The organism is Psychrobacter sp. PG1 (genome assembly GCF_014897815.1).
Taxonomy (GTDB): domain Bacteria; phylum Pseudomonadota; class Gammaproteobacteria; order Pseudomonadales; family Moraxellaceae; genus Psychrobacter.
In genome coordinates this window covers 53,582-77,512 of the sequence record NZ_JABUZG010000039.1, presented here as the reverse complement: position 1 = coordinate 77,512, position 23,931 = coordinate 53,582, and the positions used below count along the sequence as shown (strand labels likewise).

The window sequence follows — 23,931 nt, the reverse complement described above, 5'->3', positions numbered from 1 at the left end:
CAAGTAAATCACTCTCCGATATAGTCGGGGCGGTTCAGTCTTCTTGTGTCGATATTATTTATTAAAACCTGACAAGATTATGGTCTGTTGAAAAACAATCATAGCGTAAAATAAAAAAGCACCTTAATAAGGTGCTTTTTTATTGTATTCACTAAGCTCATCGTATTAAATATTACCGTCAAAAATGATGGTTAAAAAATTTCTTTTAACACGTTAATATTAGAATTAATACGAGTCAAAAGCAGTGCAATCAACCTGCTTCACCACGAAGCTAACGATGACGCACTACGCTGAGTAATAAAGCCGTCTGGAGTCTGACCATTGTCTGCTTGCCAGCGCTGGAACGCCAATCGAGTATTGGTACCCACGATACCGTCAGCGCCTTTAGTATCATAGCCTGAGTTGGTCAAACGCTGCTGTAAATTTCGTACTTGAGCTGTGGATAATGGACGCTCATAACGCGGCCATGATTTCTGTAATCCGCCTTGTCCAGCAAGCGCTTTACCCAACAAGCTGACACCTAGCGCATAGCTCGATGAGTTATTATAAACCTTGATCACATCAAAGTTTGGACTGAGTAACAGCACTGGACCATCCTTGCCAGCTGGTAGCCACAGCTCCATTTCGGTATTGGCATCCAAATAAACATCAGCGATGGTATCAACACCCATCGCCGCCCATCTCGCGGCAGGCTGCTTACTACCAACCATGGAGTAATCGAATGAGGCAGGAATGGTCGCTTCGTAAAATGGCGCTAGACCTCGAACCCAACCTGAGTTACTTAAATAATTAGCGGTGGACGCCAGTGCATCGCCCGTTGCCCACGGATTACGGTGACCATTACCATCGCCATCCACTCCGTGCTTCAGCCAAGTATCAGGGATAAACTGCGTCTGTCCCATGCCGCCTGCCCAAGAACCATCCAGCTGCGACCAAGACACATCACCGCGCTGCAATAGTGTCGCTAATGACAACAACTGAGTTTCGGCAAACTCTTGGCGACGACCATCATAAGCCAGACTCGCAAGCGAGCTTGGTATGCTGCTATTACCCGTCACCACGCCGTATGACGACTCCATGCCCCAAATGGCAGCGATTATTTCTGCATTGACGCCGTACTGCGATTCTAATTGCGACAAAAATGCCCGTTGCTCGGCGAACTTACGCTTACCAGTACTCACACGCCCATCAGATACGGCAGAATCGACGTATTCCCATGGCATCTTAGAAAACTCTGGCTGTCCTGAGTCAAGTGAGATGACTTGCTGATTTAAATAAGCGGTATCAAGTAGACGACGCACCGTCGCTGCATCATGACCTGATGAAATCGCCCGCATAGAAAAATCCGACTTCCAATCAGAGAAGCTGTTATAGCTTGGCTTTGCAACTGGCTGGGGCTTGATGACAGGCTTCGGTGCTGGCTTCACTTGAATGGTTTGAGTTTGGGTAATCTGAACGTTGCCTTGACGCACGGGTTTGCTAGGTTTTTGCATCGCCTGTTGGCTGGTACACCCAACCATCACTAACGCAGGAAACAGAGCAAGATATTGTTTTTTTAACATCATAAAATTCTCAAGTATGAATAAGTAAAGCGACTCAAATAAACCGATTTAGTTAAAGTGGCTTTATTCAAACGCTCTAAAATTCAAGCGCTCTGAATAAAGCCACTAAACTTGCCAAATCAGTCACAACTTGGCATCACGTTTAACGCCCTAGTACCGCACGTGGATCAATAGGATTGCCATTTAAGCGCACTTGGAACTCTAAGCCGACCTGATTGGTTTGGCCACTGTTACCCATGTTTGCAATGCGCTGACCGCGCTGTACAGCATCGCCTTCTTTGACCAGTAGCTGACTATTATGCGCATAAGCGGTGATGTAATTATCACTATGACGAATCATAATAAGATTGCCATACTCTGGCAGACCATCGCCAGAGTACAGTACCGTGCCAGATTGGCTAGCAAGTACGGGATCACCGATATTACCAGCAAACCACATACCCATCGTGCCCGCTGCCGCATCAAAGTTACGGGTCACTTGATTGCGACTCGGATATTCATAACCTGACGTTGCGTTAGCCGTCACTTCGTATACAGGGCTTTGTGAGCTATTATTAGGTACGCTCGTTACAGGTGGTGTGTAAGTTGGCTGTGTCGTTGTAGGCGCGTTATAACGATTGTTATCGGCTGGCGTACCTTGCCACAGCTTGAGCCATTGACCACTATAAATCGTATACTTGCTGTCCAAACCATTGAGCGAACCGATTTGACGGTAACTGAGACGATAGCGCTCAGCAATCTGGCTGACCGTATCGCCACGCTGTACACGATGGTAGTTAGGAACGCCTTGTGCATTGGTAATAATCTTAGGTCCCGCTTGGTTGGCTGATTGGTAAGTAGGCTTGGTTGCACAGCCCACCATCGTTAACGTTGCTGCTGTTAAAGTACCTATCAATGCCACTGTTGCAAAGCGCGATCCAGCAATAAGCTTCTTCATACAAGATTTCCTATTCTTTATGTTACTCACAAACTCCTTGTGTTACTCACAAGCATTTTGCTAACTTTTATACCGTTTAGTATTTAGTATTTAGTATTTAGTATTTGGCAAATACCATTATCAATCACTCGATAGTAAACCATTTTTTAAGGCGTGTCCTCATTTTGAAAATGGTGATAAAAATGAGATAAATGGCAGCCAAATAACAAAAATAGTGCAGATAATATCAGGATATTGACCAGCTGTTTGACGCATTTTGGCAGCGTAAATTTATAGCATTAACGCCGACAGCGTTTTAAGCGTGTCTGCTGGCGTATGATGCAGGCGCACTGGTGATAAACTGATATAACCCGCCGCTACCGCTTGATCATCCGTCATATCTGTTGTGGAGGACTGCAAATCTTCAGTTTCTAATGGCAACTCATGTGGGCGTTTACGTAGCGACAACCAATAAGCATCACGCCCACGTGGATCGATCACATGATGTACAGGACGCGCAATCTGACGGTGCCCTAACGCCGTTATTTTCCGACCTTTGATCTCATCAGCACTATCCACATCAGGAATATTAACGTTTAATACATGATAGGGCAAATTTTTGCAAGCATCTAATATCGGTGTTTCTATCAATAATTTAACAATTTCAGCTGCCGCCATTTGATAATGACTGGTCTGCTCTTGCCCTTCTCCTTTGACGCCGCCGCCCACTAGGGAGGTCGCAATGGCAGGTATTCCAAAGAGCTGTGCGGTCAATGCAGCACCAAAGGTACCCGAAAATAAAACATCTTGACCAAGATTGGCACCAGAATTAATGCCAGTAATCACACAATCAAAACGCGTATCAGGATACAACTCATGCAATGCCAAATGTACACAGTCCGCGGGTGAACCATTTACCGCTATAAAACCAGAATCCAATTGATGAGTATATAATGGCATCGATAGGCTCAAAGCACTCGCGCAGCCACTTTGCTCACTGTTTGGCGCAACCACTACCACCTCTGCAATAGCAGACAGGGCTTTATATAATGCCAATAACCCTGGTGCATAAACCCCATCATCATTACTAATTAAAAATTTCATTTTCACTCAATATACTCATTAATGACCGCCTGTCCACTTATGAACTTTAGCCGCATAAAATTGCTATAATCAAACCCGAAAATGGTGGTTAGATTGTGTGATCATACTGTTGATGCTGACACCCACATTGGCTTTTTCTGCATAAATAGTATGTATAAACAGCATTTGGCAAGCGTCAAATGATAGCTGAATTTACTATAAAAGTTAAAAAAGCCATACCGCTATCAAAGTAAAATGACACTGTGTTTATATCACAGCATGCATATGAAAAAATTGATAGAGCAAAACGCGGATGCCACCATAATTTTGGGCGATTATACCCTAATAATACGCTGACACGAACCCAGTCTTTGCGCAGAATCTATCCAATTTATAATTTTATCTCTATGATATCTGCATCAATAATAGCAAAAAAAACTTGGCGTGACGTTACAATAGGCAACACCTTACAACAATACAAACTTATATTTTTATGCTGACGTAACTTATGAGTCTATGCTGCTGATATGTTGCTCAAAAAGAGCTTTGGCTCACAAGATATCTACACATAAATCAATATTTTATGTGACTTTTGTTTTTTTACCCATTAACATATCACCATTAATTAAAGATAAGCGAGTGTAATACTGCATGAAAAATCAATCGAGATTATCTATAGCTTCTGTGATAGCAAAGACGGCGTCCAAAATTAGTCTTGCAGGACTGGTAACGTCTGTTGCCATGCTGTCTCAAGCATCCTTTGCGGCGAATAATTCTGCTACAACCATACCTCTAGATATGTCTGGCATCAATGTTACCAAGCATGAAATTGCGGTCATGCAAGTGTTATCAGAGATATGTCCACCGATGCTCAATGGTAAACAAAAACAGCGCTTTTATAAATCTTATAACGTGCAGCTTCACGAGTTGATGCCGTCTTTAGAAGATCCAAAAGCAGCGATTCAATATCTATCCACTCAGCAAGATTATCGCCAGATATTACAAGGCATTCGTAGCTGGACAATGGGCTTCTCTAAACAAGACAACAAAGCTCTATGCGAAGATTTGGCGAATGCTGAATACCAGTAGTGGAATATCATAATTAAGCTCAACAATTACAACATTATAATTGGCTTACTTATCAGACATCCTATCGTCTCCCCTACAATAGTTATGCCCCAGCATTGATCCTAAATTGATAAAGTCAGCTATAATTAATGACAATAAATCATGGCATTATCTGTCTTGGAACGCTGATTATGGGCTATTTAGCGACACCTTATAAGCTTGTTCATCAGGCTTATAAGTAACAAAAAAGCTTACGGTCATCCTGTTTATACCAACAGGATGACCGTAAGCTTTTTTATGACAGTCGAATTATTTCTATTCGAGACATTGTAGCAGTCCTAGTCTGAGCAAACGTTTACTTCTTACCACTCTTTCTTTTTAATCGGGTCTTTTTTTGCATTTATCGATTCCCCATCGGTTGGCATTTTGCTAAGATAAGGCGTTAATTTTATGTCTGTCGCTCAGCCATCACCACTCTTATTAATACATTGTTTTTAAACAGAATGTTTAAGACAGGCTACTTAAAATGATGCATAAGATTTAGTGCAAGGTACAAGCGGTAGATACATTTGGTTTCATGATGCGGTGTAACGATATATGACAGTAAAGCGTGTAAAAAATCAGCTGGTGCAGCTGGTAGTCGGTGTGAGTATCTCTATGAGTGCAGTAATGGCAAACGCAGCCATCCAGCCGCCTGAGATGGATAATACCGCCTATGTATTGATGGATTATAATACTGGTGAGATTTTGGCACAAAAGAACGCCAATGAGTCGCTACCGCCAGCGTCTTTGACAAAAATGATGACCAGCTACATCATTGAGCAGCGCTTAGCATCAGGCGACCTCAAAGAAGATGACCAAGTCATAATGAGTCCAAATGCTTGGTGTCGTGGTAGTAGCAGCCAGTCTTGCATGTATGTGCCGGTAAATAAATCTGCGAGTGTTATCGACATGCTACGCGGTATTATTATTCAATCAGGTAATGATGCCTCAAAAGCTATGGCGGAACATATCGCTGGTAGCGAAGCCTCATTTGCTATCTTGATGAATGAGCAAGCAGAAAAGCTTGGTATGAAAAATACCCATTTCGTCAACTCTACTGGTATGCCTGACGAAGGGCATGAGGCATCAGCACTAGATTTGGCCAAATTGTCACGTGCTATTATCAAGAATAGCGGCGACTATTATGGTATTTATGCAGAAAAAGAGTTCACCTATAACGGCATTACTCAAGGTAACCGTAATGCTCTACTTGCAACCGATCCTACCGTCGATGGTTTAAAAACTGGCCACACTGATGCCGCAGGCTATTGCTTAGCGGCTTCAAGCAATCGTGATGGCATGCGCTTGATTTCTGTGATTATGGGAACAGAGAGCCAGCAAGCACGTGCCGATCAATCACGTGAGCTGCTCAACTGGGGCTTTGGCCACTTCACTACTGTCACCAAAGCACCTGCCGGAAAATTCGTCAGCAAAGTTCCGGTCTGGTTCGGTGAAGCTGATGAAGTTGAGCTAGTCACTGCGGATAATTTGCAAATTCTAACCAGCAAAACGCAAAAAAATAAAATCACGACTGTGGTAGATATTCCTGAGAGCCTAGAAGCACCCATCAAAAAAGGTCAAGAAATTGGCAAAATGATGGCCGTTATTGATGGTAAAGCGGTGGCTTCAGTGCCTATTATAGCGACCAGTGATATCGAGCAATCAGGCTTTATGAGCCGTACTTGGCAGCGTGTCGTACGTTGGGCACAAAATCTGTTTTAGAGAATATTAGTAGAAGCTATTTCTCAAGAACATTACTGACAAAAAAGACGCCTCAAAACTGGGCGTCTTTTTTATGTCCTCATTCACCGCACAGATTTTATTATTGCTATTAAGTAGTGTCATCATCAAACTGTGATAAACACTGATTTACTAGACTCAGTAAGCTTGCCCTCGTTCATCATACTTTTCAGATTAAAAGCAAGCACCTTTGTCGAAAATACGATGTTCTAAACTATTTACAGTAAATGAGAGGCAACGGATTACATTAAACGAGGTTAGTACAGTAAGCGTGACAAATACTTTGACCTATTACGTCCATACCAACCAGCGCTTAAGCAAGTCGCTTAATGCTTTATCTTTATAAGTGGCGCTATAACAGTAATCGACACCAGCTGCTTTCAAACCATGCTCAAAGCTATCTAACTGCTTCGCTCGATGTGGTGGATACCAATATACCAATAAAGCCCGATGTTCACTTTCAAATTGACGAATACGCTTGGCTAGCGACTCAGCTTTACTTGGAAAAATATCTTCCGCAAACATCACCATATTCACCTGTTTTATACTCATCTCCTCTATAACCAGTGCTTCATGCTGACGATAAATGACAGTCGCGCCTAAACGCTCTAGCTCTTTCGCTAAAAACCCAACTTCATGATAATAATAGTAAATAATAGTCAATCCAGCCAATAAATGCTGCTGCCGAGACTGCTGTTTATTGGTCATCGATATGGTCAGCATGAATTGGGTGCCTGACCCTAACGTGCTATCTACTTCTATAGTAGCGCCCATCAGCTGAGCCATTTGCTTGACGACTGGCAAACCAACACCTGAGCCTTCATATTGACGAGTTTGTGATGAATCTACTTGGAAAAAAGGATTAAAAATATCATCGATATGAGTGCTATCGATACCAATACCTGTATCTTTCACACTGATTTGCCAGCGATTGCTTTTATCAAAATGAGTCAATTGCGACGTAATAGTCACCTGCCCCGCTGGAGTAAACTTAATCGCATTACTCAATAATATCGATAATATTTGTTTTATTTTTTCCGCATCCCCTTCCAGACCATAGTCTATATGATGAATACGGCTAATCAACTCTAGCCTTTTTTGCCGAGCAATAGGCTCATATTCTGCCAACAGATCGGCGATCAACTGCAGTGGATTGAACGTAATACAATTAATACTCATCTGACCTTTTTGTATTTGATTCAATTGAATAATATGATCAAGCGACGACACCAATTTATCACTACCGTCACTGATAATTTCAACCGCATCTTTTTGTTCTCTATTGAGGGTATCGTAATCTAACAGCTGTAAACCGCCTACGATAGCATTTAGCGAAGTTTTCAGCTCATGGGTGATCATGCTTTGAAAGTTATGCAGCTGCACATCGAGGGATACGTCTTTGTTGTGTAATTGCTGCTCAAAAATAGCAAGCGCCTCATAATCTTGTTGGACTTTCTGTAAACGATCAAACAATACAGCCAAAGTTTGCTTGATTTGCACCAGTTCCTGAAATTCAAAAAGCTGTGGAGTCACTGGTAACTGCTCAAGCTCTGGGTTTTTCACAACGATGTGACAGACTTCTTTCAAAGCTTCAATATCTCTGATTGGCCATTTGAGTTTGCGCAGAATGTACAATACCCAAAGTACCGTCAATATCGTGGTAATAAGCCATAGCAATATATTGCTTCGAAACCAATGTGAACGCAGGGTGTTCACATCTAAAGTGAGATTAATATATCCAACTAACGCGCTATTTTTATTGGCCTCACTAGACGCTGACGATTCTTGCTCACCATTTGATAAAGTCGTGGACGATTGCTGACTGCTGTTTAACGTATCTAGCGCGCTATCATCACCGATATCGTCACTGGTAACGGGATAATTGAAGCTGACAGTATCTGCAAATAAGGCATTCTTCCAATCATCTCTAGATTGATTAACTTCATCAATAGGTTTGGGTGTTGAGTAAAATAAAATACTTCTAATGCTGGGTTCACTTTCTAACAAGAATCTCACTTGCTCAGCCACGATATCAGCACCATCGGCTGTCGATGCACTAGTGGTCAACATGGTAGCCAATTGCTGGATATGCTGACGCTTCTCTTTATAGTGGTATAACAAACCATAAACGATAGACATCAAGAAACCTGCCAACACAGCCAAAATAATGGCTTGTACGACAGAACGCCAAATAAGCGTAGAGATGTTTTGAGAGGGACGGTTGTTCATATTACTTAACTGAGTTAAGAAAACTTTTGATTATAGTACAGGTATTTTGTAGGAGTAGTGAGGGAAATATCACATGTTAATAAAACTTAACAACGTATTAATATATCATGATGACCGATATAATCATCATGATATAGCACATTACAGAGAAGTATGAACAATAGAATAAAATAGTCTTTATTTACTACAACAATATAAAGACCATCATCATTTTGCTAAATTAACGCTTTTTATCTTTATTGGTGAATTTCTGCTTATCTTTGGTAGTAAATTTCTGTGCCCGATTACGCTCGCGTTGGCGCAACTGTTGCGTCTTCGCTTTGGTTGGTGTATCGCTCTTGTTGGCATATGGGTTGTCATTTTGTTTAAGAACAACGTTGAGCGGCGTGCCTTCGAGCTTAAATACTTGACGGAATTGGTTCTCCAGATAGCGCTGATAGCTCTTAGGTAGCGCACTGGTTTGGTTACCATGAATGACAATGACAGGCGGATTGTGACCACCGATGTGAGCGAAGCGCAGTTTAATACGGCGACCAGCAACCGTTGGTGGTGGATTGGCTGTCACCGCATCTTGCAGAATCTGAGTCAAACGATTGGTTGATACTTCAAACATCGAAGATTTATAAGCACGCAAGATAGACGGGTATAGATTACCCACACCAGTGCCATGTAAGGCTGAGATTAGATGCACTTTTACATAAGGGATAAAGTTAAAGCGGCGATCCATCTCAATCTTGATATAATTTTTCTGATCAGCAGTCAGACCATCCCACTTATTAATCGCAACAACTAAAGCACGACCCGCATCAAGCGCATAGCCAATCATATGCAAGTCTTGATCAACGATACCTTCATGGGCATCAATAACAATAACGGTTACGTTAGAATCTTCGATTGCTTGTAGGGTTTTAATGACCGAGAATTTTTCTACTTTTTCATCAATTCTACCGCGGCGGCGTACACCAGCAGTATCGATTAAGACGTAGTCCTTACCTTCGCGTGTATAAGGAATATAAATACTGTCACGTGTGGTACCGGGCATATCAAAAACCACTACTCGGTCTTCACCCAATAGACGATTGACTAGCGTCGATTTACCAACGTTTGGACGACCTATGATCGCTAACTTCAAACCTTTTGGCTCTACAACATTCTCTTGCTCAGGCATATCAGCCGTCAATATTTCAAGCAAATTACCGACACCGCGACCATGACTTGCCGCCATCGGATATGGCTCACCCAATCCTAATGCATAAAACTCGGCAGGTGCAGCGTCGTGAGCACCATCGACTTTATTGGCAACCACATAGACTGGTTTGCCAAGTGTGTGCAAAAACTTACCAATCTCAGCATCTGCGCCGATCATACCAGCACGAGCATCCACCACAAATACGATGATGTCCGCTTCATGAATCGCTGTATGCGATTGCTCAGACATATAATCATCAATGTTGCCGCTACCGCCATCCGCCTCACCAATACCGCCAGTGTCTACAACGATAAAAGATTTGTCTTCATAGGTCGCATCACCGTACTGACGGTCACGAGTCAGTCCTGACAAATCAGCAACCAATGCCTGCCGACTTTTTGTGAACTGATTAAATAAGGTGGATTTACCGACGTTTGGACGACCAATTAAGGCGACCACAGGCTTGATACTCATGGGTTACTCTCAGTGAAAGGCACAATGGCGGGCAGTACAGTTATTCTTATAACCAGTGACATAACAGTAGTCGTGAATAAGCTGCTCTTGACCGCAAATTAAAATGAATGATAAAACAATAGTCAGCTATTTTACAATTAGCAAGTGGTACATAGGATGACTAAATGATAAATAAATAATATATATATGGATAACACCTACGGCGCATCGGTCGCATAGAGTACGCGAAAGCCTGTATTTAAACAAGCAATTTACACAAGGCACTAAACGCTGACGAAGCAGCGTTTGTGTTCTCTAAAATTGCAATCAACCAGTTGGCTTAACTATAATATCAAACATACTATCTAAGTAAGCATTAACCGATAAAAAGCTTAGCGGGCTAATTGCCAAATAGCAACCTGTCCTGATGTGCTCTGCGTCATTAAGCGGCTGCCTTGTACTTGCAAGCTACTCAAAGCACCCTTAGTTTGTACACGGCTAACGATTTTACCGCTAGCTGGATCGAATAAGTGTACCATGCCGTCAAAATCACCCACGGCAATATAATTGCCAATCATTACAGGATTGGTTAAATGACGATAAGCCAGCTCTTCACTTTCCCAAAGAACCTCACCATTACTGCGATTATATGCAACCACTTTGCCCTCTAAGCTGGTACCAATCACTTGCTGGTTATTTACAGCAAGTGACTTTAAGCTGGCAAGCTCGTTGACAAACATGACTTGACGCGAAGCCAAATCAATACCTAATAACTGACCGCTATAACTGATGGCAAATAGCTGGTTTTTATCGACGATCGGCGTACCATCGACATCACTCATGCGCTCAACTTCACTACTACCAGTGCCAACGCCAACACGTCTTGACCACTGCGGTAAACCACTATCAGTCGTCACCGCATGTAAACGACCATCAGCAGTCGCCAATAATGCCGTTTTGCTATCTAATAACGTTGGCGCCGCACTACCGCGTACACTGATGGCTGGCACTTGTGTGGCAAACTGCCAGACAGACTGACCTGTCTGTAGTGACAAGCCATGTAAAAAGCCATCGTTCGCTGATAGAATGACACGGTTATTGGTAATTAAAGCGGGTGTCAATACTGATCCTGATAACTGCTTCTGCCAGCGTTTTGCGCCAGTCACACTATCAAATGCCATCACTTGACCGCCGCGTGTGCTAATAATCGCTGTTTGGCTCAAAGCATCTAAAGCAACGCCGCCCGTGATTTGATCGCCAACGTTGATCGACCATAAACGTTCGCCTGCACTGTTAAAGCCGGTCAAGTCCCCACCGCGCGATGCAGTGACGATTTGTCCATTGACATAACCTACTTGCAAGTCTAATGGATCTTTCTTACTGGCTTTTTTATTGCCAATATCTGTGCTAAAAACCGGTTGCAACACACTGATAGGCTCAGCAATCTGTACCAGCTTGACTGGATCATTGACGACGGGTTTAATACCGCGATTACACCCAATCAATGCAGTGCCCATCACTGCCAATACTGCCACATGCATCACCGTCGATTTGATGGTTTTAACTTTTGATATCTTGCTAGAGCGAATAGATTGAGTCATTATGAGTTCTCACTACAAATAAATTATTATTAATTAGTAAATTGGTTATCAGTAAATGTAAGATCGGCGATTAGTATTCATCAAGCACATTCAATGAGTGCTGGTGGTCTGTCCGATGCTGTTTTACTGCACCACTTAGCTTGTAGAACGGTTATAGATACGCGCTATTGACTAGCAATTATCAGGCATTAGGTAGAACGCAAACGCTATTATTGGTTAACAGCGCTTGTCACTGTACAATTATTGCGCAACCTCGGCAGCAGCATTTTCTTCCACTAAGGGCTGTGCAGGACTACTTGATTCTTGAATCAGACTGACTGGTTCGTCGATAGGCTCAGGTACGATGCCCAGACTCTCCATCTTTAATGCCAATACTGCACGCGTCTCTTGACGGTTGCGTAACAACTCCCAAGCATTATTATAAGACTTGATCGCTGAGTCTTTATTGTCTTGTGCCAAATAAATATCCCCTAACAACTCTTGTTGGCTGGCTTCAAATGAGCTTGGCATATCATTGTTGGCTTCTGCTAATGCAGCATCCGTATCGCCCGCCGCCAGTAATGTCGTCGCATAGCGCAAACGAGTAATTGCCTGTAAACCTGCATCACCTAAGTCAATGGCCAATGCTTTTTTGAGGGTTTCACTTGCCTCGGCAAATTCATTATTATCTACTTGCTGACGCGCTTTAATCATCAGTGCCTGCCAAGCGTAAACCGACTCACCATGCTTGCTAACTAGCGCATCAATATCTTTATTTAGCTGGGTGCGACTTTGGGCAAGTGCTGCTTGTGCTTCTGCTTCCAAATCAGGGTTTTGTGAGGCCAAACTGACTTCTTCATTCAACCGCTGAATGTCTGCATAATGATCTGCTGCAACGGTGTCTACGCGCGCATGGTTGTCCTGCCAATATGTCCAACCAAAATAAGCGGCCAGTGCCAACAAAATCGCAGTGACAATATAGCTGCCATACTGCTTTAACGCTTGCATTGAATTGTCTGCATTCGGCGAATTGGGTGTCAGAGCCATATGTGTTTACCTGATAAAAGTGTTATTAAATTGCTAATGCTAAAACCGCAATCGATTACTGACGGATAAAATTTTCTTTGCTCGACAACCAATCTGTCGCAACCGTCTGTTGTTCGCCCGTCTGCATGTCTTTAACGCTGAGGGTATTATCATCCAGCTCTTGCTGCGCAATAATAACGGTCAATGCAGCACCTGACTTATCTGCTTTCTTCATTTGCGCTTTTAGGCTCGTCGCACTCGCCATTTTCACCCGAATATCTGGACGACTATAGCGTAGGCGCTGGGCATAGCCAATACCAGCACTATAAACCTCTGGATGCGCAACCACGAAAACATCGCAAGCTGGAACATCAGCAATCGGCGCAACCGCTTCCATTAATAGTAATAAACGCTCAAGCCCCATGGCAAATCCAACAGCAGGCTCAGATTTTACTGGCTTATTGCCATCAGTACCGATGGATTTTAGTTGCCCAATCAAACCATCATAACGGCCGCCCGCACAAACGGTCGCTTGGCTACCAAGCTTGTCAGTCACCCACTCAAAAACCGTTTTGTTATAATAATCAAGACCGCGTACTAGGTGTGGATTGATCTCAAAATTAATACCCAGCTCTGTTAAATAGGCTTGTACTTGTTCAAAGTGTGCCACGCTCTCTTCACCTAAAAAGTCAGCCAACTTCGGCGCGTCTACCAATAGAGCTTGGGTGCTGGATTCTTTGCTGTCTAAAATACGTAGCGGATTGGTGGTCAAGCGGCGCTTGCTGTCTTCATCCAGCTGATCTTTTTTATCGGTTAAATAAGCAACCAATGCTTCGCGATAAGCATAACGCTCATCAATTTCGCCCAGACTGTTTAGCTCTAAACGCATCTCATCTTTTAGACCCAGCTCTTGCCACATCAAATGGGTCATGGCGATCAGCTCAGCGTCAGCGTCTGGTAAGGCACTACCAAAGCTTTCAACACCTATTTGATGAAATTGACGATAACGACCTTTTTGTGGACGCTCATAGCGAAACATTGGACCGATATACCATAACTTAGGCGTATCACCGCGCAGCAAGTTGTGCTCAATCACAGCACGTACTGCACCTGCTGTACCTTCGGGGCGTAGAGCCAACGGCGTTGGTGGCTCAGACTTATCGGTAAAGCTATACATCTCTTTTTCGACAATATCAGTCGCACCGCCAATGGCACGCGCAAACAAATCGGTTTGCTCAACGATTGGCAAGCGAATATGCTCAAAGCCGTATCTGCCCAGTACTTCAGCCAATATCGCTTCTAAATGCAACCACTTTGCAGACTGCTCAGGCAAAATATCATTAAACCCTTTGATAGCTTTAATCATGGTACGGTCGTATCCTTAAAAATTTTAACAAGTGTCTCTTTTATTTTTTGCTCATAATAGTGTTTTATTTTACGCGGATAATCTCATTCTCGCGTTTTTTAGCCAAATCTTCGGCATGTGCGCGTACCATACCTTCTATTTCATCGACCAAATTGTCGGTATCGATAAGATGGCTTTTTTCACCCATACGATATACCAAGGATCTTGGTGCGGCACCAACAATACCAATATCGGCCTCTTTCGCTTCACCAGGACCATTTACTTTACAGCCGATCACAGACAGGTTCATCGGTTCACGAATGTCTTCTAAGCGCGATTCTAAAGCGGTCATGACTCTAATCACATCAAACTCTTGGCGCGAGCAGCTTGGGCACGCAATAAAGTTGACACCATTAGAACGTATATTTAGCGATTTTAAAATATCAAAACCGATTTTAATTTCTTCTTCAGGCTCTGCCGCCAGTGAGATACGGATGGTATCACCGATGCCATCTAATAATAAACCGCCAAGTGCAATCGCGGATTTAACCGCGCCCGTACGATAAACGCCCGCCTCGGTGACGCCTAAATGCAGCGGATTATCAATTTGGGCAGAAATCAGGCGATACGCATCCAAGGTCAAAAACACATTACTGGCTTTAACCGATACTTTATATTGATCAAAATTTAGACGATCTAATATATCAATATGGCGCATGGCTGATTCAAGCATCGCCTCGCCAGTTGGCTCGGTATATTTGCGCTGAATATCTTTTTCGAGCGAGCCTGCATTGACACCGATACGAATAGGGATGTTGTAATATTTGGCACAGGCGACCACTTCACGTACTTTGGCATCGCTACCGATGTTACCTGGATTAATACGCAGACAGTCAGCCCCTGCTTCGGCAACTGCTAACGCAATTTTGTGGTCGAAATGCACATCTGCAATCAAAGGCACACTGACCAGCTTACGAATTTCGCCAAAAGCTTTGACCGTATCCATCGTTGGCGTCGACACCCGCATCAAATCCGCACCAGCTTCAACGCAGCGTTCGATTTGAGCGACAGTTGCTGCCACATCGCAAGTATCTGTATTGGTCATACTCTGCACACTAATCGGCGCATCACCACCAATCGCGACATCACCGACATATATTTTTTTGGTAAGGCGACGGTTAATAGGCGCTGACGTTGACATAGACAAACCCTTCAGTTAGAGCGAAAAAACGCAGAAAAAATACACTTATAATAGCTTGCAGATAGCAACTTTTAAAAATAAATCTTGTACAGCAGTCGATAAGACTAGCATTCAAAATTAGCCGCTTAAAAAGTTAAGGCGCTAACTCAAAATTGGCTTGCTTATCCGTTGCATAAGTATTTAGCGCAACCGCTTCTTGGTTAAGCATTATGCTGACATTATCAACATTATCAATTTGTACATTAAACGGCGGCGTACCTGACAGTTTATAATCCCCAGATGTCTGCGAGCCACTCATTAAACTACTACCAGAGGCATCAGTAATACTCACGACGGCGGTATCCGTCAGTTTGACATCTAAAGACGCTGGACTTGCATCGCCGCCCAAGTTTAGAGCAGAGCCAGAGGCACCAACGCCCATCTCATCAGTATTGATTGCCGCCCCTTGCGCTTGCTCTATCGCTGAGACGTCTTCGACCGTCGATACTGGCTGCTCGGCATTCTCTTTACTGGCATTACTCACCATGCGAAATAAGAAAATCGCTAAAATAATGACACCAATAACGGCGATGATCAGTAGTGGGTTAAAACGAATTCGATTGTGCGTATCACGTTGCAACGTGCCCATTGGACGCAGTGGCGTATCCGTGTTATTCACTGACTTGGCTTTCAGCTCCGTAGGATAAGCGGCATCAAAGCTGGTCGCTATTTTTACAGGATCTAAACCCAAAAACTTAGCATAATTGATGGCAAACCCACGCGCAAAAGCAGCTTGCGGCATCTCCGAAAAATTTTCATTTTCAAGCGCTTGCAAATGACGCTTTAAAATAAATAACTCGGCAGCTACCTCGTCTAAGCTGATTTGCTTATTTTTACGGGCTTGCTGCAACACGGCACCAAATGATCCCTGAGCGTTAGATTGAGTGTTTAATGATGGGGTGGTCATTTCCATGGTGCCTCTGGATTGTTAAGCCAAGTCTTAAGTTGTTTTGCTTCATCACTTAAAGGATAAGCAGATAAAAGCTGCTGTGCCAATTGCTGGCGCGTCGTTATGTTATTTTGTGCAGCGGCCAATTTGATACCTTGTAATAGCAAGCGCGGGCTAATGCCCTGCCCTTGTACCAGTACCAAGGTTTCATCATAAAGCCTTTGAGCCTGTGGAACACGTTGCTGCTCAAGCAATAAGTCGACCAACTCGATATGGGCAATAATACTATTACGATTGCCATCAAGTGCCCGTAAAAATGCTTTAGCAGCCGCACTGCGATCCCCTAGCTGTAAGTAAGTGCGTCCTAGATTCTCTAGCGCACCAATACGACCTTCGTAACCTAATGCTGAACCCGCAATCTCAAACTGCTCTGCCGCCTCACGATAACGCTTCATTTGTGACAAATAAACGCCATAGTTATTGTGGGCTTGCTCAAAATCTTTATCAAGCGTGATCGCTTTTTTAAAATATTGATCGGCTTTTTCGAGATTGAGTCGACTGCCCTCTTGCTGCAGCAAAACGCCCATCATATCATAGGCTGGCGCGTAACGGCTATCGGCAGCAAAGGCTTTTTCAAGTTGGCGTTGAGCAGTATCAAGCTCATTTTTGCGGATATATTGCGCGGCAAGTGAAGTGCGCACGCGAGCAATTTCTTGTTGATCTAAGTTACGATTGTCATTGGGTCGCGTAGACGTTTGATAAGCCGCGATATTTGTCAAATCATTGGTCGGCGTGCTTTGACAACCAGTGAGCAGCAGCCCTACCAATGCCGTCACTAATACCGTACGCTTCGACATCGCTATTGGGTCAATAGCCACTTGTCCATTCGCTGTACTCAATCGCTTATAAGTCTGAGAAAATATTTTTTGATAATTGAACTGACAAGAATTTCTAGAAGTCATCATAGCCGCCATCATAAAACTGTGATTCAATGCGTTCGATCCTCGAGGCATCAGTTTAATAGATTTAGCCCGCATAAGTACAATTTAGTTGTCATTAATTGCTGTGCACATCCAAACTAATCGTTATTGATACATTTTTATTACCATTGCGACAGATAAAAGACAAATACGATGCTACATCGAAAATGTCTATTCACCATTTATATGACCATCATACTAAACACTTTCACGATCCTTGATGCTTTTCTGCCACGCGGCTGAACGACGCGTTCTGTCAGCCACTTGCCCAACCAATTGACCACATGCCGCATCAATATCATCACCGCGTGTTTGACGTATGGTACAAACAAAACCTGCTTCACTTAATATGTTGCTGAAGGCATGAATACGATTATTACTCGACTTATCATAATTTGCATGAGGGAACGGGTTAAATGGTATCAGGTTAATCTTACTTGGTAAATCGCCCAATAATGCGACCAATTGCTCAGCATGCTCATTACTATCATTGACACCATCTAGCATCACATATTCAATAGTCACGTGTTTTTTGTGGCGCGGATTTACTTCAAAAACGTAATTTCTTGCAGCTGCCATCAACTGCTCTAGCGGATATTTTTTATTAATTGGGACTAGCTCATTACGCAGCTCGTCGTTTGGTGCGTGCAATGAAATCGCTAAAGCCACGTCAAGCTCCTGTGCCAACTCGTACATTTTTGGCACCACACCTGAAGTCGACAAAGTAACGCGGCGTTTTGATAAACCATAAGCATGGTCACTGAGCATCAATTCCATTGAGCTGACAACGGGACGATAGTTTAATAACGGCTCGCCCATGCCCATCATGACGACGTTGGTGACGTTGTTTTCCCATAAACTATGGTCAACATTTTCTAAACTGTCGTTTTCATCGGTCATATAAGAGGCATTTGCCACCCATAATTGTCCAAGAATTTCAGCCGCTGTTAAATCGCGCTCAAAGCCTTGCTTGCCGGTACTACAAAAGCTACAGTCGAGCGCACAGCCCACTTGCGAAGAGACACACAAGGTTTTACGACCGTTTAATTTGCTGTCATCTGCGGGAATTAATACGGTCTCGACCAACGAGCCACCCGTGACTTCAAATACCCATTTACGCGTGCCGTCATCACTATATTGACGATGAATCACTTTTGGCGGAATGATGCAGGCATTGGCTGATAATTTATCACGCAAAGATTTACTTAGATTGGTCATTTGCTCAAAATCAGTGACACCCTGCTGATATATCCACTTAATGACTTGCGTCGAGCGAAACGGCTTTTCGCCAATACTCTTAAAGTATTCCGCCAGCTGCGCTTGTGTCATACCTAGTAGATTGGTTTTCGCCTGCGCCTCGTCTACTAATTTTATACTCTTAATAGTCTTAGCAGGTACGTGTTGGACGTCAGTTTGAATAGGAGTTTGAGCAGTTGACATAATAAATAACCTTTTTGCATCTACTGGTATAGGCGATACAATTGTTGAGATGGGTGTTGCAGACGTACTCAATATATGAGTGCATGAGCAATCCGTTATGAGCGCATTTTTTACCAAAAACCGAAAGTAATATGCTGATAAAGGATTGATAACGCTATATAAAACCAATAATGAGGGAGAAAAGTTAAAATTTCAACACTAAAATTTCAATGTATAGTCAGACTATTATAATAGCTAAAACGGCTTATACCAAAAGATATAAGCCGTCTTGCCACACTAATAATTTATAGTCAATTTTATAAGCTATTAGTGCATAGTGAATCAAATATAGAGCTGTTACAAGGAAGACAAGCGCCAATTGTACATTGAGTACATTAAGCGAGTCTGACAACGTAACAGACTATATTTGGTTTACTATATTAACGCGTACGTGCACACACTTCTTCTTCATTGAAGAAGTAGCTGATTTCACGTGCTGCTGATTCAGCTGAATCTGAACCATGAACCGCGTTTTCATCGATGCTGCTAGCGAAGTCAGCACGGATAGTGCCTTCAGCGGCGTCTTTTGGGTTAGTAGCACCCATGATGTCGCGATGCTTAGCGATCGCATTTTCGCCTTCTAATACAGATACCAATACTGGACCTGAAGTCATAAATGATACTAGATCGTTGTAGAATGGACGCTCAGCGTGCTCAGCGTAAAAACCGCCCGCTTTTTTATCATCAAGTTGCATCATTTTAGCGGCAACAATTTTTAGACCTGATTTTTCAAAACGATCGTAGATAGCGCCGATGTTGTTGCCAGCTACTGCGTCAGGTTTGATGATAGATAAAGTACGTTCGTTAGCCATGAAAAGCTCCTAATAAATAATGAATTCGATAAAAATGAGATGGTAAATACTTTGTTTTATCTTTGGCCGCAATGTTGACTTAGGCGTATTTAAATAACTCATGGTCTATCAATGCGATAATATGAGCGCCAACACAGGATTGCTGCCTATTATAATGATTAGCGCTATAAATGATAGGGTTAATTTATGACCGCACCTTGCATAAAAGTAAATTTATGACCGCAGCTTATCTTAAGACAAAGTGAGCATTCATCAATAGCAGATTCTTACCCTACGTATCTCATCACTAACTATCTTTGTCATTAATGAGCATAAAACCAACTTGGCGAAAACTCTATGTAAGTGTTACCAACAAAAATCCCTCAGCATATAATGCTAAGGGATTTTGTTAATACGCAGCTATGAAGGTCACTGCTTTCAAGCAATACTAAAAAACAACTACTCGCCTAAGCGGCTGTCGCGGCAACTGCCAGCGCTACATTCACGCACACGATCATTTAAGAAGTTCACTCGCTCAGTTGTCACCCGAGTCGCACAGCCCATATTAACAAAAAATCCTTCATCATTATTATAACTACATTGGTCATTACGCTCGCGTATCCACGCCAGTTGTCCGCGCTTTAATTTGGATTTTTGCTGGCTATTTAACTGCTTAGCTAATTTTGCATAAGAATTATTCAGCTCTTTATCCGCTTCTAGATATACTTTCGTTAAACAATATAAACCATCGAAATCATTGTTGGGTTTATCACAGTTTTGCGCGCCCCATGACAGCATAGGAAACATAAAAGCCGCAGACGTTAGCAGCGCTAGAGCTGTTTTGCCTATAGAGTGCTTGATAATAGTCGCTTTCATCACGTTTTCCTTTTTATATATTGATAAAATTACATGCATTTATGACATAATATACCAATTAAACCAGAATAATGTTAGCAATTCTCTCTTTTATACTATTTTTTCTTATCTCAATTTATTCAATTGCCAGATATCTTGATTTTTTATCGTTAGAGATTAATAGTGATTAACACTTTTTATCACTTGGCATTAATAATAGTTAGCATAATAAAAAATGATGAGAATTTACTTATAAGACATTACTCACAAGATAATACTCATAAAAAAATCCCAATGCTCAGCACTGGGATTTTTTATGAACGCTTAAACTAATTAAGTTTTATGATAAGAAACTAAGCATCATACGGGTCGCGCAATACAATCGTCTCTTCGCGGTCTGGACCGGTTGAGATAATATCAACTGGGCAACCAATCAACGCTTCGATACGTTTGATATATTTTTTCGCATTTTCTGGAAGTTCATCATAGTTAGTGATACCAACGGTTGACTCACTCCACCCTTGCATCGTCTCATATTTAGGCGTGACTGACTCATAGAATTCAGCATCATGTGCACCTGCACACTCAGTCTCAGGCAGGTTATAACCCACACCAATTAGTAGCTCTTCAAGACCATCTAATACGTCAAGCTTAGTTAAGCAGATACCTGACATAGAGTTCAGTACCACTGCACGGCGTAACGCTTCAGCATCGAACCAACCACAGCGACGCGCTCGACCAGTAGTCGCACCAAATTCATGACCGACTTTAGCCAAATGCGCACCAACATCATCAAATAGCTCGGTTGGGAATGGACCACTACCGACACGGGTAGTATAAGCTTTAGTGATACCAAGTACGTAATCTAAGTACAATGGACCGATACCTGTACCAGTCGATACGCCACCAGCGGTCACGCTTGAGCTAGTAACAAACGGATAAGTACCATGGTCGATATCAAGCAATGTACCTTGCGCACCTTCAAACATCAGATTCTTGCCAGCCAGACGCAATTGATTAAGGTCTTCGGTCACATCAGTAACCATGCCTTTAATCTCTTCTTTCCACTCTTGGCAAAGCTTAAGTGTCTCATCAAAATCAATCGCTTCAACTTTATAATACTGAGTCAGTTGGAAGTTATGATATTCAATTAAGTTGCGTAGTTTTTCTTCTAAATCATCACGGAACAAGTCAGCAAGCTTGATGGCACGGCGGGCTACTTTATCTTCATAAGCAGGTCCAATACCGCGACCCGTCGTACCGATTTTGCCAGTACCGCGTTTTGCTTCGCGTGCTTGGTCAAGTGCCACATGATACGGCATGATAAGTGGGCAGTTCGGTGATATGCGCAGACGCTCACGTACCGGCACGTTGTTGTCTTCTAGCTCTTTCATCTCTTTTAATAATGCGTCAGGTGCTAACACCACGCCGTTACCGATGAAGCAGGTAACGCCTTCACGTAAAATACCTGATGGGATTAAATGTAGGATGGTGGTTTTACCATCGACAACTAACGTGTGACCAGCGTTATGTCCGCCTTGAAAACGTGCAACTGCTGAAGCTTTTTCGGTTAGTAAATCGACGATTTTACCTTTACCTTCATCGCCCCATTGGCTACCCAAAACTACGACATTCTTACCCATGATCAATCCTTACCTTTATGTATTGAGGTGTGTGCAATAACGGTTTAAAACCTGTGATAACTTTCGTTATCTTGATTTTAAAGACGTTAAAAAATGGTAATACTATTTAAATTAATGCTTAAATACTCTGTAACTGCCAATGATTATCTATAAAGCTCAAAAGATGCGTCATATCAGAGGGACAATCTTCTGCGTTCAATGGCATGGTGACGCGATAGCCTTGCTCACGTAAACTCTCAACCTGCTGTAGCAGTATCTGTCTCTGTTCTTGGTTCGCACTGCTCAATGCTTCATAGTCGACCAATACGATGATTGGTGCCTCAAGCTGCGTGTGTGCAAGCAAACGACTGACATCCATACTAAAACCAGTGGCTTCACGTGGCTGATTGATTGCTAACTGATTGCCGCTTTGCATACCATCGAAACGACCGCCACGTACCAGAGGTTGCGTCTCACTATTGATATAGCCGTTGAACACAATACCCGTGTGGTAATGATAGCCTGATAATTCCGTCACATCGATACTCACAGGGCATTGCCACTGGTCTTGTAGATGTGTTTTTAGGCGTTGTAATTCATTGATAGCAGTCGCGATTTGCGTGTCCTGCTGTGCAGTCTCTGACAATCTCGCCAATAGATTGGTAATATCATGACCAAAACGTGCCAAAGCATAAAAATCATCACCCATTGGCAATAACTGGCAGATACGCTTTAGCTCTGGTAGATTCTTATTGGCATATAAATGCATGAGTTGCTCAGTGTCATTATCAGACAACGCTGCCAACTCAGCCAAGCGTTTGAATATCGCCACATGACCCAAGTCTATATGCAGCGTCGCACTCATATTTAGCTTATTTATCATACCAAACAACACATCTATCAGCTCAATATCTGCGGCAAGTGAAGCACAGCCAAATATTTCAGCGCCGAGCTGCAAAGGCGTACGTGAGCCAAACAGCCCTAATGGCAAGGTATGAATTACATCACCTGCATAGCAATAACGCGCAATACCTGTGCCGCCCCAATGCGCATCAATACGCAAAATCTGCGGGGTAATATCCGCACGCAGACCCATCAAGCGACCCGTTAGCTGATCGATAATCTTGAAAGTTTGACGCTTTAAATCTTCTGAGGCGCCACTCAACAATGACTCAGTAAATTCAATCATTGGTGGATTAACCAACTGATAACCATGACCAATAAGCTGCTGAGTCAGCTGATACCTAAGCACTTCTTGCTTACGCGCATCTTCGAACAGCACATCCACCACCCCATCAGGCAACAACCAGCTATTGGCAACGTCGCTGGCAAAGTTGTTCAAATATGGCATGCTAGTAGAGGTAGCAGTGTTTTCAGCAGGCTGAGCCGCCGCTTCATTAGTCGTATTTAACTGGGCAAGTTTTGCAGAATCAGAACTGACAGACACAATAAATCCTTGTTTGGCGTATCGCTTACCAAAAACGCGGTACTGATGCGGTACTTAAAGGTTATATTTACAATTGCATTGACGCCATGCATTTTTATTTTTAACGCGCAACATCATTGACCCAATTATTTATAAACAAACTAGGTAGCCGCAAAAGGGTGAGTAATAAGTATAATTTAGAATGATAAGACGAGTATCTTTATGCGCTAATAAACGGCGTTAAATAATCAAGGCACTTTATGCTTTAGTTTAGCATAGCAGCCAAGGTTCGCCTAGTGACAATTAGCCACAATTACTATCTAATTACGTCTTATCAGCACTTAATCTATGAAGGTTATCTGTAGACTATATAAGTAATCGTTGACTCAAAAATGGTTACCATCATTTTATATCAT

The 23,931-nt window shown here is 42.7% G+C and carries 18 protein-coding genes; 2 read left to right on the top strand and 16 right to left on the bottom strand.

Translation table 11 applies throughout. The features are described 5' to 3' along the window. Positions 1–260: 260 nt before the first annotated feature. The 3 genes from INT03_RS03015 to surE all read right to left on the bottom strand — a co-directional run bounded on the left by INT03_RS03015 (position 261) and on the right by surE (position 3,582). Positions 261–1,565, bottom strand: coding sequence for a lytic murein transglycosylase (locus tag INT03_RS03015; protein ID WP_055124471.1), 1,305 nt, complete (start codon positions 1,563–1,565; stop codon positions 261–263). A 139-nt stretch (positions 1,566–1,704) separates the two neighbouring features. Beyond that, entirely contained in the window at positions 1,705–2,499 is a 795-nt protein-coding gene (locus INT03_RS03010; RefSeq protein WP_087813560.1) for a M23 family metallopeptidase, read from the bottom strand. 270 nt (positions 2,500–2,769) lie between these two features. Further along, a complete protein-coding gene (gene surE, locus INT03_RS03005; RefSeq protein ID WP_193007523.1) occupies positions 2,770–3,582 on the bottom strand; it encodes a 5'/3'-nucleotidase SurE in 813 nt (270 codons plus the stop codon). Between the two features lie 630 nt (positions 3,583–4,212). Between surE and INT03_RS03000 the strand changes: the two genes are divergently transcribed. After that, positions 4,213–4,650 carry an MCR_0457 family protein gene (locus INT03_RS03000; protein WP_193007522.1) on the top strand — a complete coding sequence of 146 codons (438 nt, stop codon included), beginning with the start codon at positions 4,213–4,215 and terminating at the stop codon, positions 4,648–4,650. 576 nt (positions 4,651–5,226) lie between these two features. Next, positions 5,227–6,393 (top strand): D-alanyl-D-alanine carboxypeptidase family protein, encoded by a 1,167-nt coding sequence (locus tag INT03_RS02995; RefSeq protein ID WP_193007521.1) that lies wholly within the window; start codon positions 5,227–5,229, stop codon positions 6,391–6,393. A 309-nt stretch (positions 6,394–6,702) separates the two neighbouring features. Here the strand turns inward: INT03_RS02995 and INT03_RS02990 are convergent, their stop codons facing one another. From INT03_RS02990 to INT03_RS02930, 13 genes are all read right to left on the bottom strand, one after another. Beyond that, entirely contained in the window at positions 6,703–8,640 is a 1,938-nt protein-coding gene (locus INT03_RS02990) for a sensor histidine kinase (RefSeq protein WP_193007520.1), read from the bottom strand. A 220-nt stretch (positions 8,641–8,860) separates the two neighbouring features. Beyond that, positions 8,861–10,303 (bottom strand): ribosome biogenesis GTPase Der, encoded by a 1,443-nt coding sequence (der, locus tag INT03_RS02985; RefSeq protein ID WP_193007519.1) that lies wholly within the window; start codon positions 10,301–10,303, stop codon positions 8,861–8,863. A 371-nt stretch (positions 10,304–10,674) separates the two neighbouring features. Further along, positions 10,675–11,883, bottom strand: a complete 1,209-nt coding sequence (gene bamB / locus INT03_RS02980) for an outer membrane protein assembly factor BamB (protein WP_193007518.1) — start codon at positions 11,881–11,883, stop codon at positions 10,675–10,677. Positions 11,884–12,123: 240 nt separating this feature from the next. Then, positions 12,124–12,909: a YfgM family protein gene (locus INT03_RS02975; RefSeq protein WP_193007517.1), complete on the bottom strand. Its 786-nt coding sequence runs from the start codon at positions 12,907–12,909 to the stop codon at positions 12,124–12,126. Positions 12,910–12,964: 55 nt separating this feature from the next. Further along, complete coding sequence (hisS, locus tag INT03_RS02970; RefSeq protein ID WP_193007516.1) at positions 12,965–14,254, bottom strand: histidine--tRNA ligase; 1,290 nt, start codon at positions 14,252–14,254, stop codon at positions 12,965–12,967. A gap of 64 nt (positions 14,255–14,318) precedes the next feature. Beyond that, positions 14,319–15,434 carry a flavodoxin-dependent (E)-4-hydroxy-3-methylbut-2-enyl-diphosphate synthase gene (ispG, locus tag INT03_RS02965; RefSeq protein WP_045444859.1) on the bottom strand — a complete coding sequence of 372 codons (1,116 nt, stop codon included), beginning with the start codon at positions 15,432–15,434 and terminating at the stop codon, positions 14,319–14,321. 133 nt (positions 15,435–15,567) lie between these two features. After that, positions 15,568–16,380 carry a helix-turn-helix domain-containing protein gene (locus INT03_RS02960; RefSeq protein ID WP_045451748.1) on the bottom strand — a complete coding sequence of 271 codons (813 nt, stop codon included), beginning with the start codon at positions 16,378–16,380 and terminating at the stop codon, positions 15,568–15,570. Further along, complete coding sequence (gene pilW / locus INT03_RS02955) at positions 16,377–17,324, bottom strand: type IV pilus biogenesis/stability protein PilW (protein ID WP_226950258.1); 948 nt, start codon at positions 17,322–17,324, stop codon at positions 16,377–16,379. Before pilW ends, INT03_RS02960 begins: the two co-directional genes overlap by 4 nt. Before the next feature lie 216 nt (positions 17,325–17,540). Further along, a complete protein-coding gene (gene rlmN / locus INT03_RS02950; protein WP_193007515.1) occupies positions 17,541–18,782 on the bottom strand; it encodes a 23S rRNA (adenine(2503)-C(2))-methyltransferase RlmN in 1,242 nt (413 codons plus the stop codon). A 419-nt stretch (positions 18,783–19,201) separates the two neighbouring features. Further along, positions 19,202–19,633: a nucleoside-diphosphate kinase gene (ndk, locus tag INT03_RS02945; protein WP_055124481.1), complete on the bottom strand. Its 432-nt coding sequence runs from the start codon at positions 19,631–19,633 to the stop codon at positions 19,202–19,204. A 438-nt stretch (positions 19,634–20,071) separates the two neighbouring features. Next, positions 20,072–20,488, bottom strand: a complete 417-nt coding sequence (locus INT03_RS02940; protein ID WP_193007514.1) for a lysozyme inhibitor LprI family protein — start codon at positions 20,486–20,488, stop codon at positions 20,072–20,074. A 332-nt stretch (positions 20,489–20,820) separates the two neighbouring features. After that, positions 20,821–22,110 carry an adenylosuccinate synthase gene (locus tag INT03_RS02935; protein WP_045444847.1) on the bottom strand — a complete coding sequence of 430 codons (1,290 nt, stop codon included), beginning with the start codon at positions 22,108–22,110 and terminating at the stop codon, positions 20,821–20,823. A gap of 118 nt (positions 22,111–22,228) precedes the next feature. After that, positions 22,229–23,536 (bottom strand): ATP phosphoribosyltransferase regulatory subunit, encoded by a 1,308-nt coding sequence (locus INT03_RS02930; protein ID WP_193007513.1) that lies wholly within the window; start codon positions 23,534–23,536, stop codon positions 22,229–22,231. Between the last annotated feature and the right edge of the window lie 395 nt (positions 23,537–23,931).

Coding starts and splice junctions, on each gene's coding strand:
- INT03_RS02960 (WP_045451748.1), bottom strand. CDS start 16,380: ATGACCACCCCATCATTAAACACTCAATCTAACGCTCAGGGATCATTT.
- der (WP_193007519.1), bottom strand. CDS start 10,303: ATGAGTATCAAGCCTGTGGTCGCCTTAATTGGTCGTCCAAACGTCGGT.
- INT03_RS02935 (WP_045444847.1), bottom strand. CDS start 22,110: ATGGGTAAGAATGTCGTAGTTTTGGGTAGCCAATGGGGCGATGAAGGT.
- bamB (WP_193007518.1), bottom strand. CDS start 11,883: ATGACTCAATCTATTCGCTCTAGCAAGATATCAAAAGTTAAAACCATC.
- ndk (WP_055124481.1), bottom strand. CDS start 19,633: ATGGCTAACGAACGTACTTTATCTATCATCAAACCTGACGCAGTAGCT.
- pilW (WP_226950258.1), bottom strand. CDS start 17,324: ATGACTTCTAGAAATTCTTGTCAGTTCAATTATCAAAAAATATTTTCT.
- INT03_RS02940 (WP_193007514.1), bottom strand. CDS start 20,488: ATGAAAGCGACTATTATCAAGCACTCTATAGGCAAAACAGCTCTAGCG.
- INT03_RS02975 (WP_193007517.1), bottom strand. CDS start 12,909: ATGGCTCTGACACCCAATTCGCCGAATGCAGACAATTCAATGCAAGCG.
- hisS (WP_193007516.1), bottom strand. CDS start 14,254: ATGATTAAAGCTATCAAAGGGTTTAATGATATTTTGCCTGAGCAGTCT.
- INT03_RS03010 (WP_087813560.1), bottom strand. CDS start 2,499: ATGAAGAAGCTTATTGCTGGATCGCGCTTTGCAACAGTGGCATTGATA.
- INT03_RS03000 (WP_193007522.1), top strand. CDS start 4,213: ATGAAAAATCAATCGAGATTATCTATAGCTTCTGTGATAGCAAAGACG.
- INT03_RS03015 (WP_055124471.1), bottom strand. CDS start 1,565: ATGATGTTAAAAAAACAATATCTTGCTCTGTTTCCTGCGTTAGTGATG.
- rlmN (WP_193007515.1), bottom strand. CDS start 18,782: ATGTCAACTGCTCAAACTCCTATTCAAACTGACGTCCAACACGTACCT.
- surE (WP_193007523.1), bottom strand. CDS start 3,582: ATGAAATTTTTAATTAGTAATGATGATGGGGTTTATGCACCAGGGTTA.
- ispG (WP_045444859.1), bottom strand. CDS start 15,434: ATGTCAACGTCAGCGCCTATTAACCGTCGCCTTACCAAAAAAATATAT.
- INT03_RS02990 (WP_193007520.1), bottom strand. CDS start 8,640: ATGAACAACCGTCCCTCTCAAAACATCTCTACGCTTATTTGGCGTTCT.
- INT03_RS02995 (WP_193007521.1), top strand. CDS start 5,227: ATGACAGTAAAGCGTGTAAAAAATCAGCTGGTGCAGCTGGTAGTCGGT.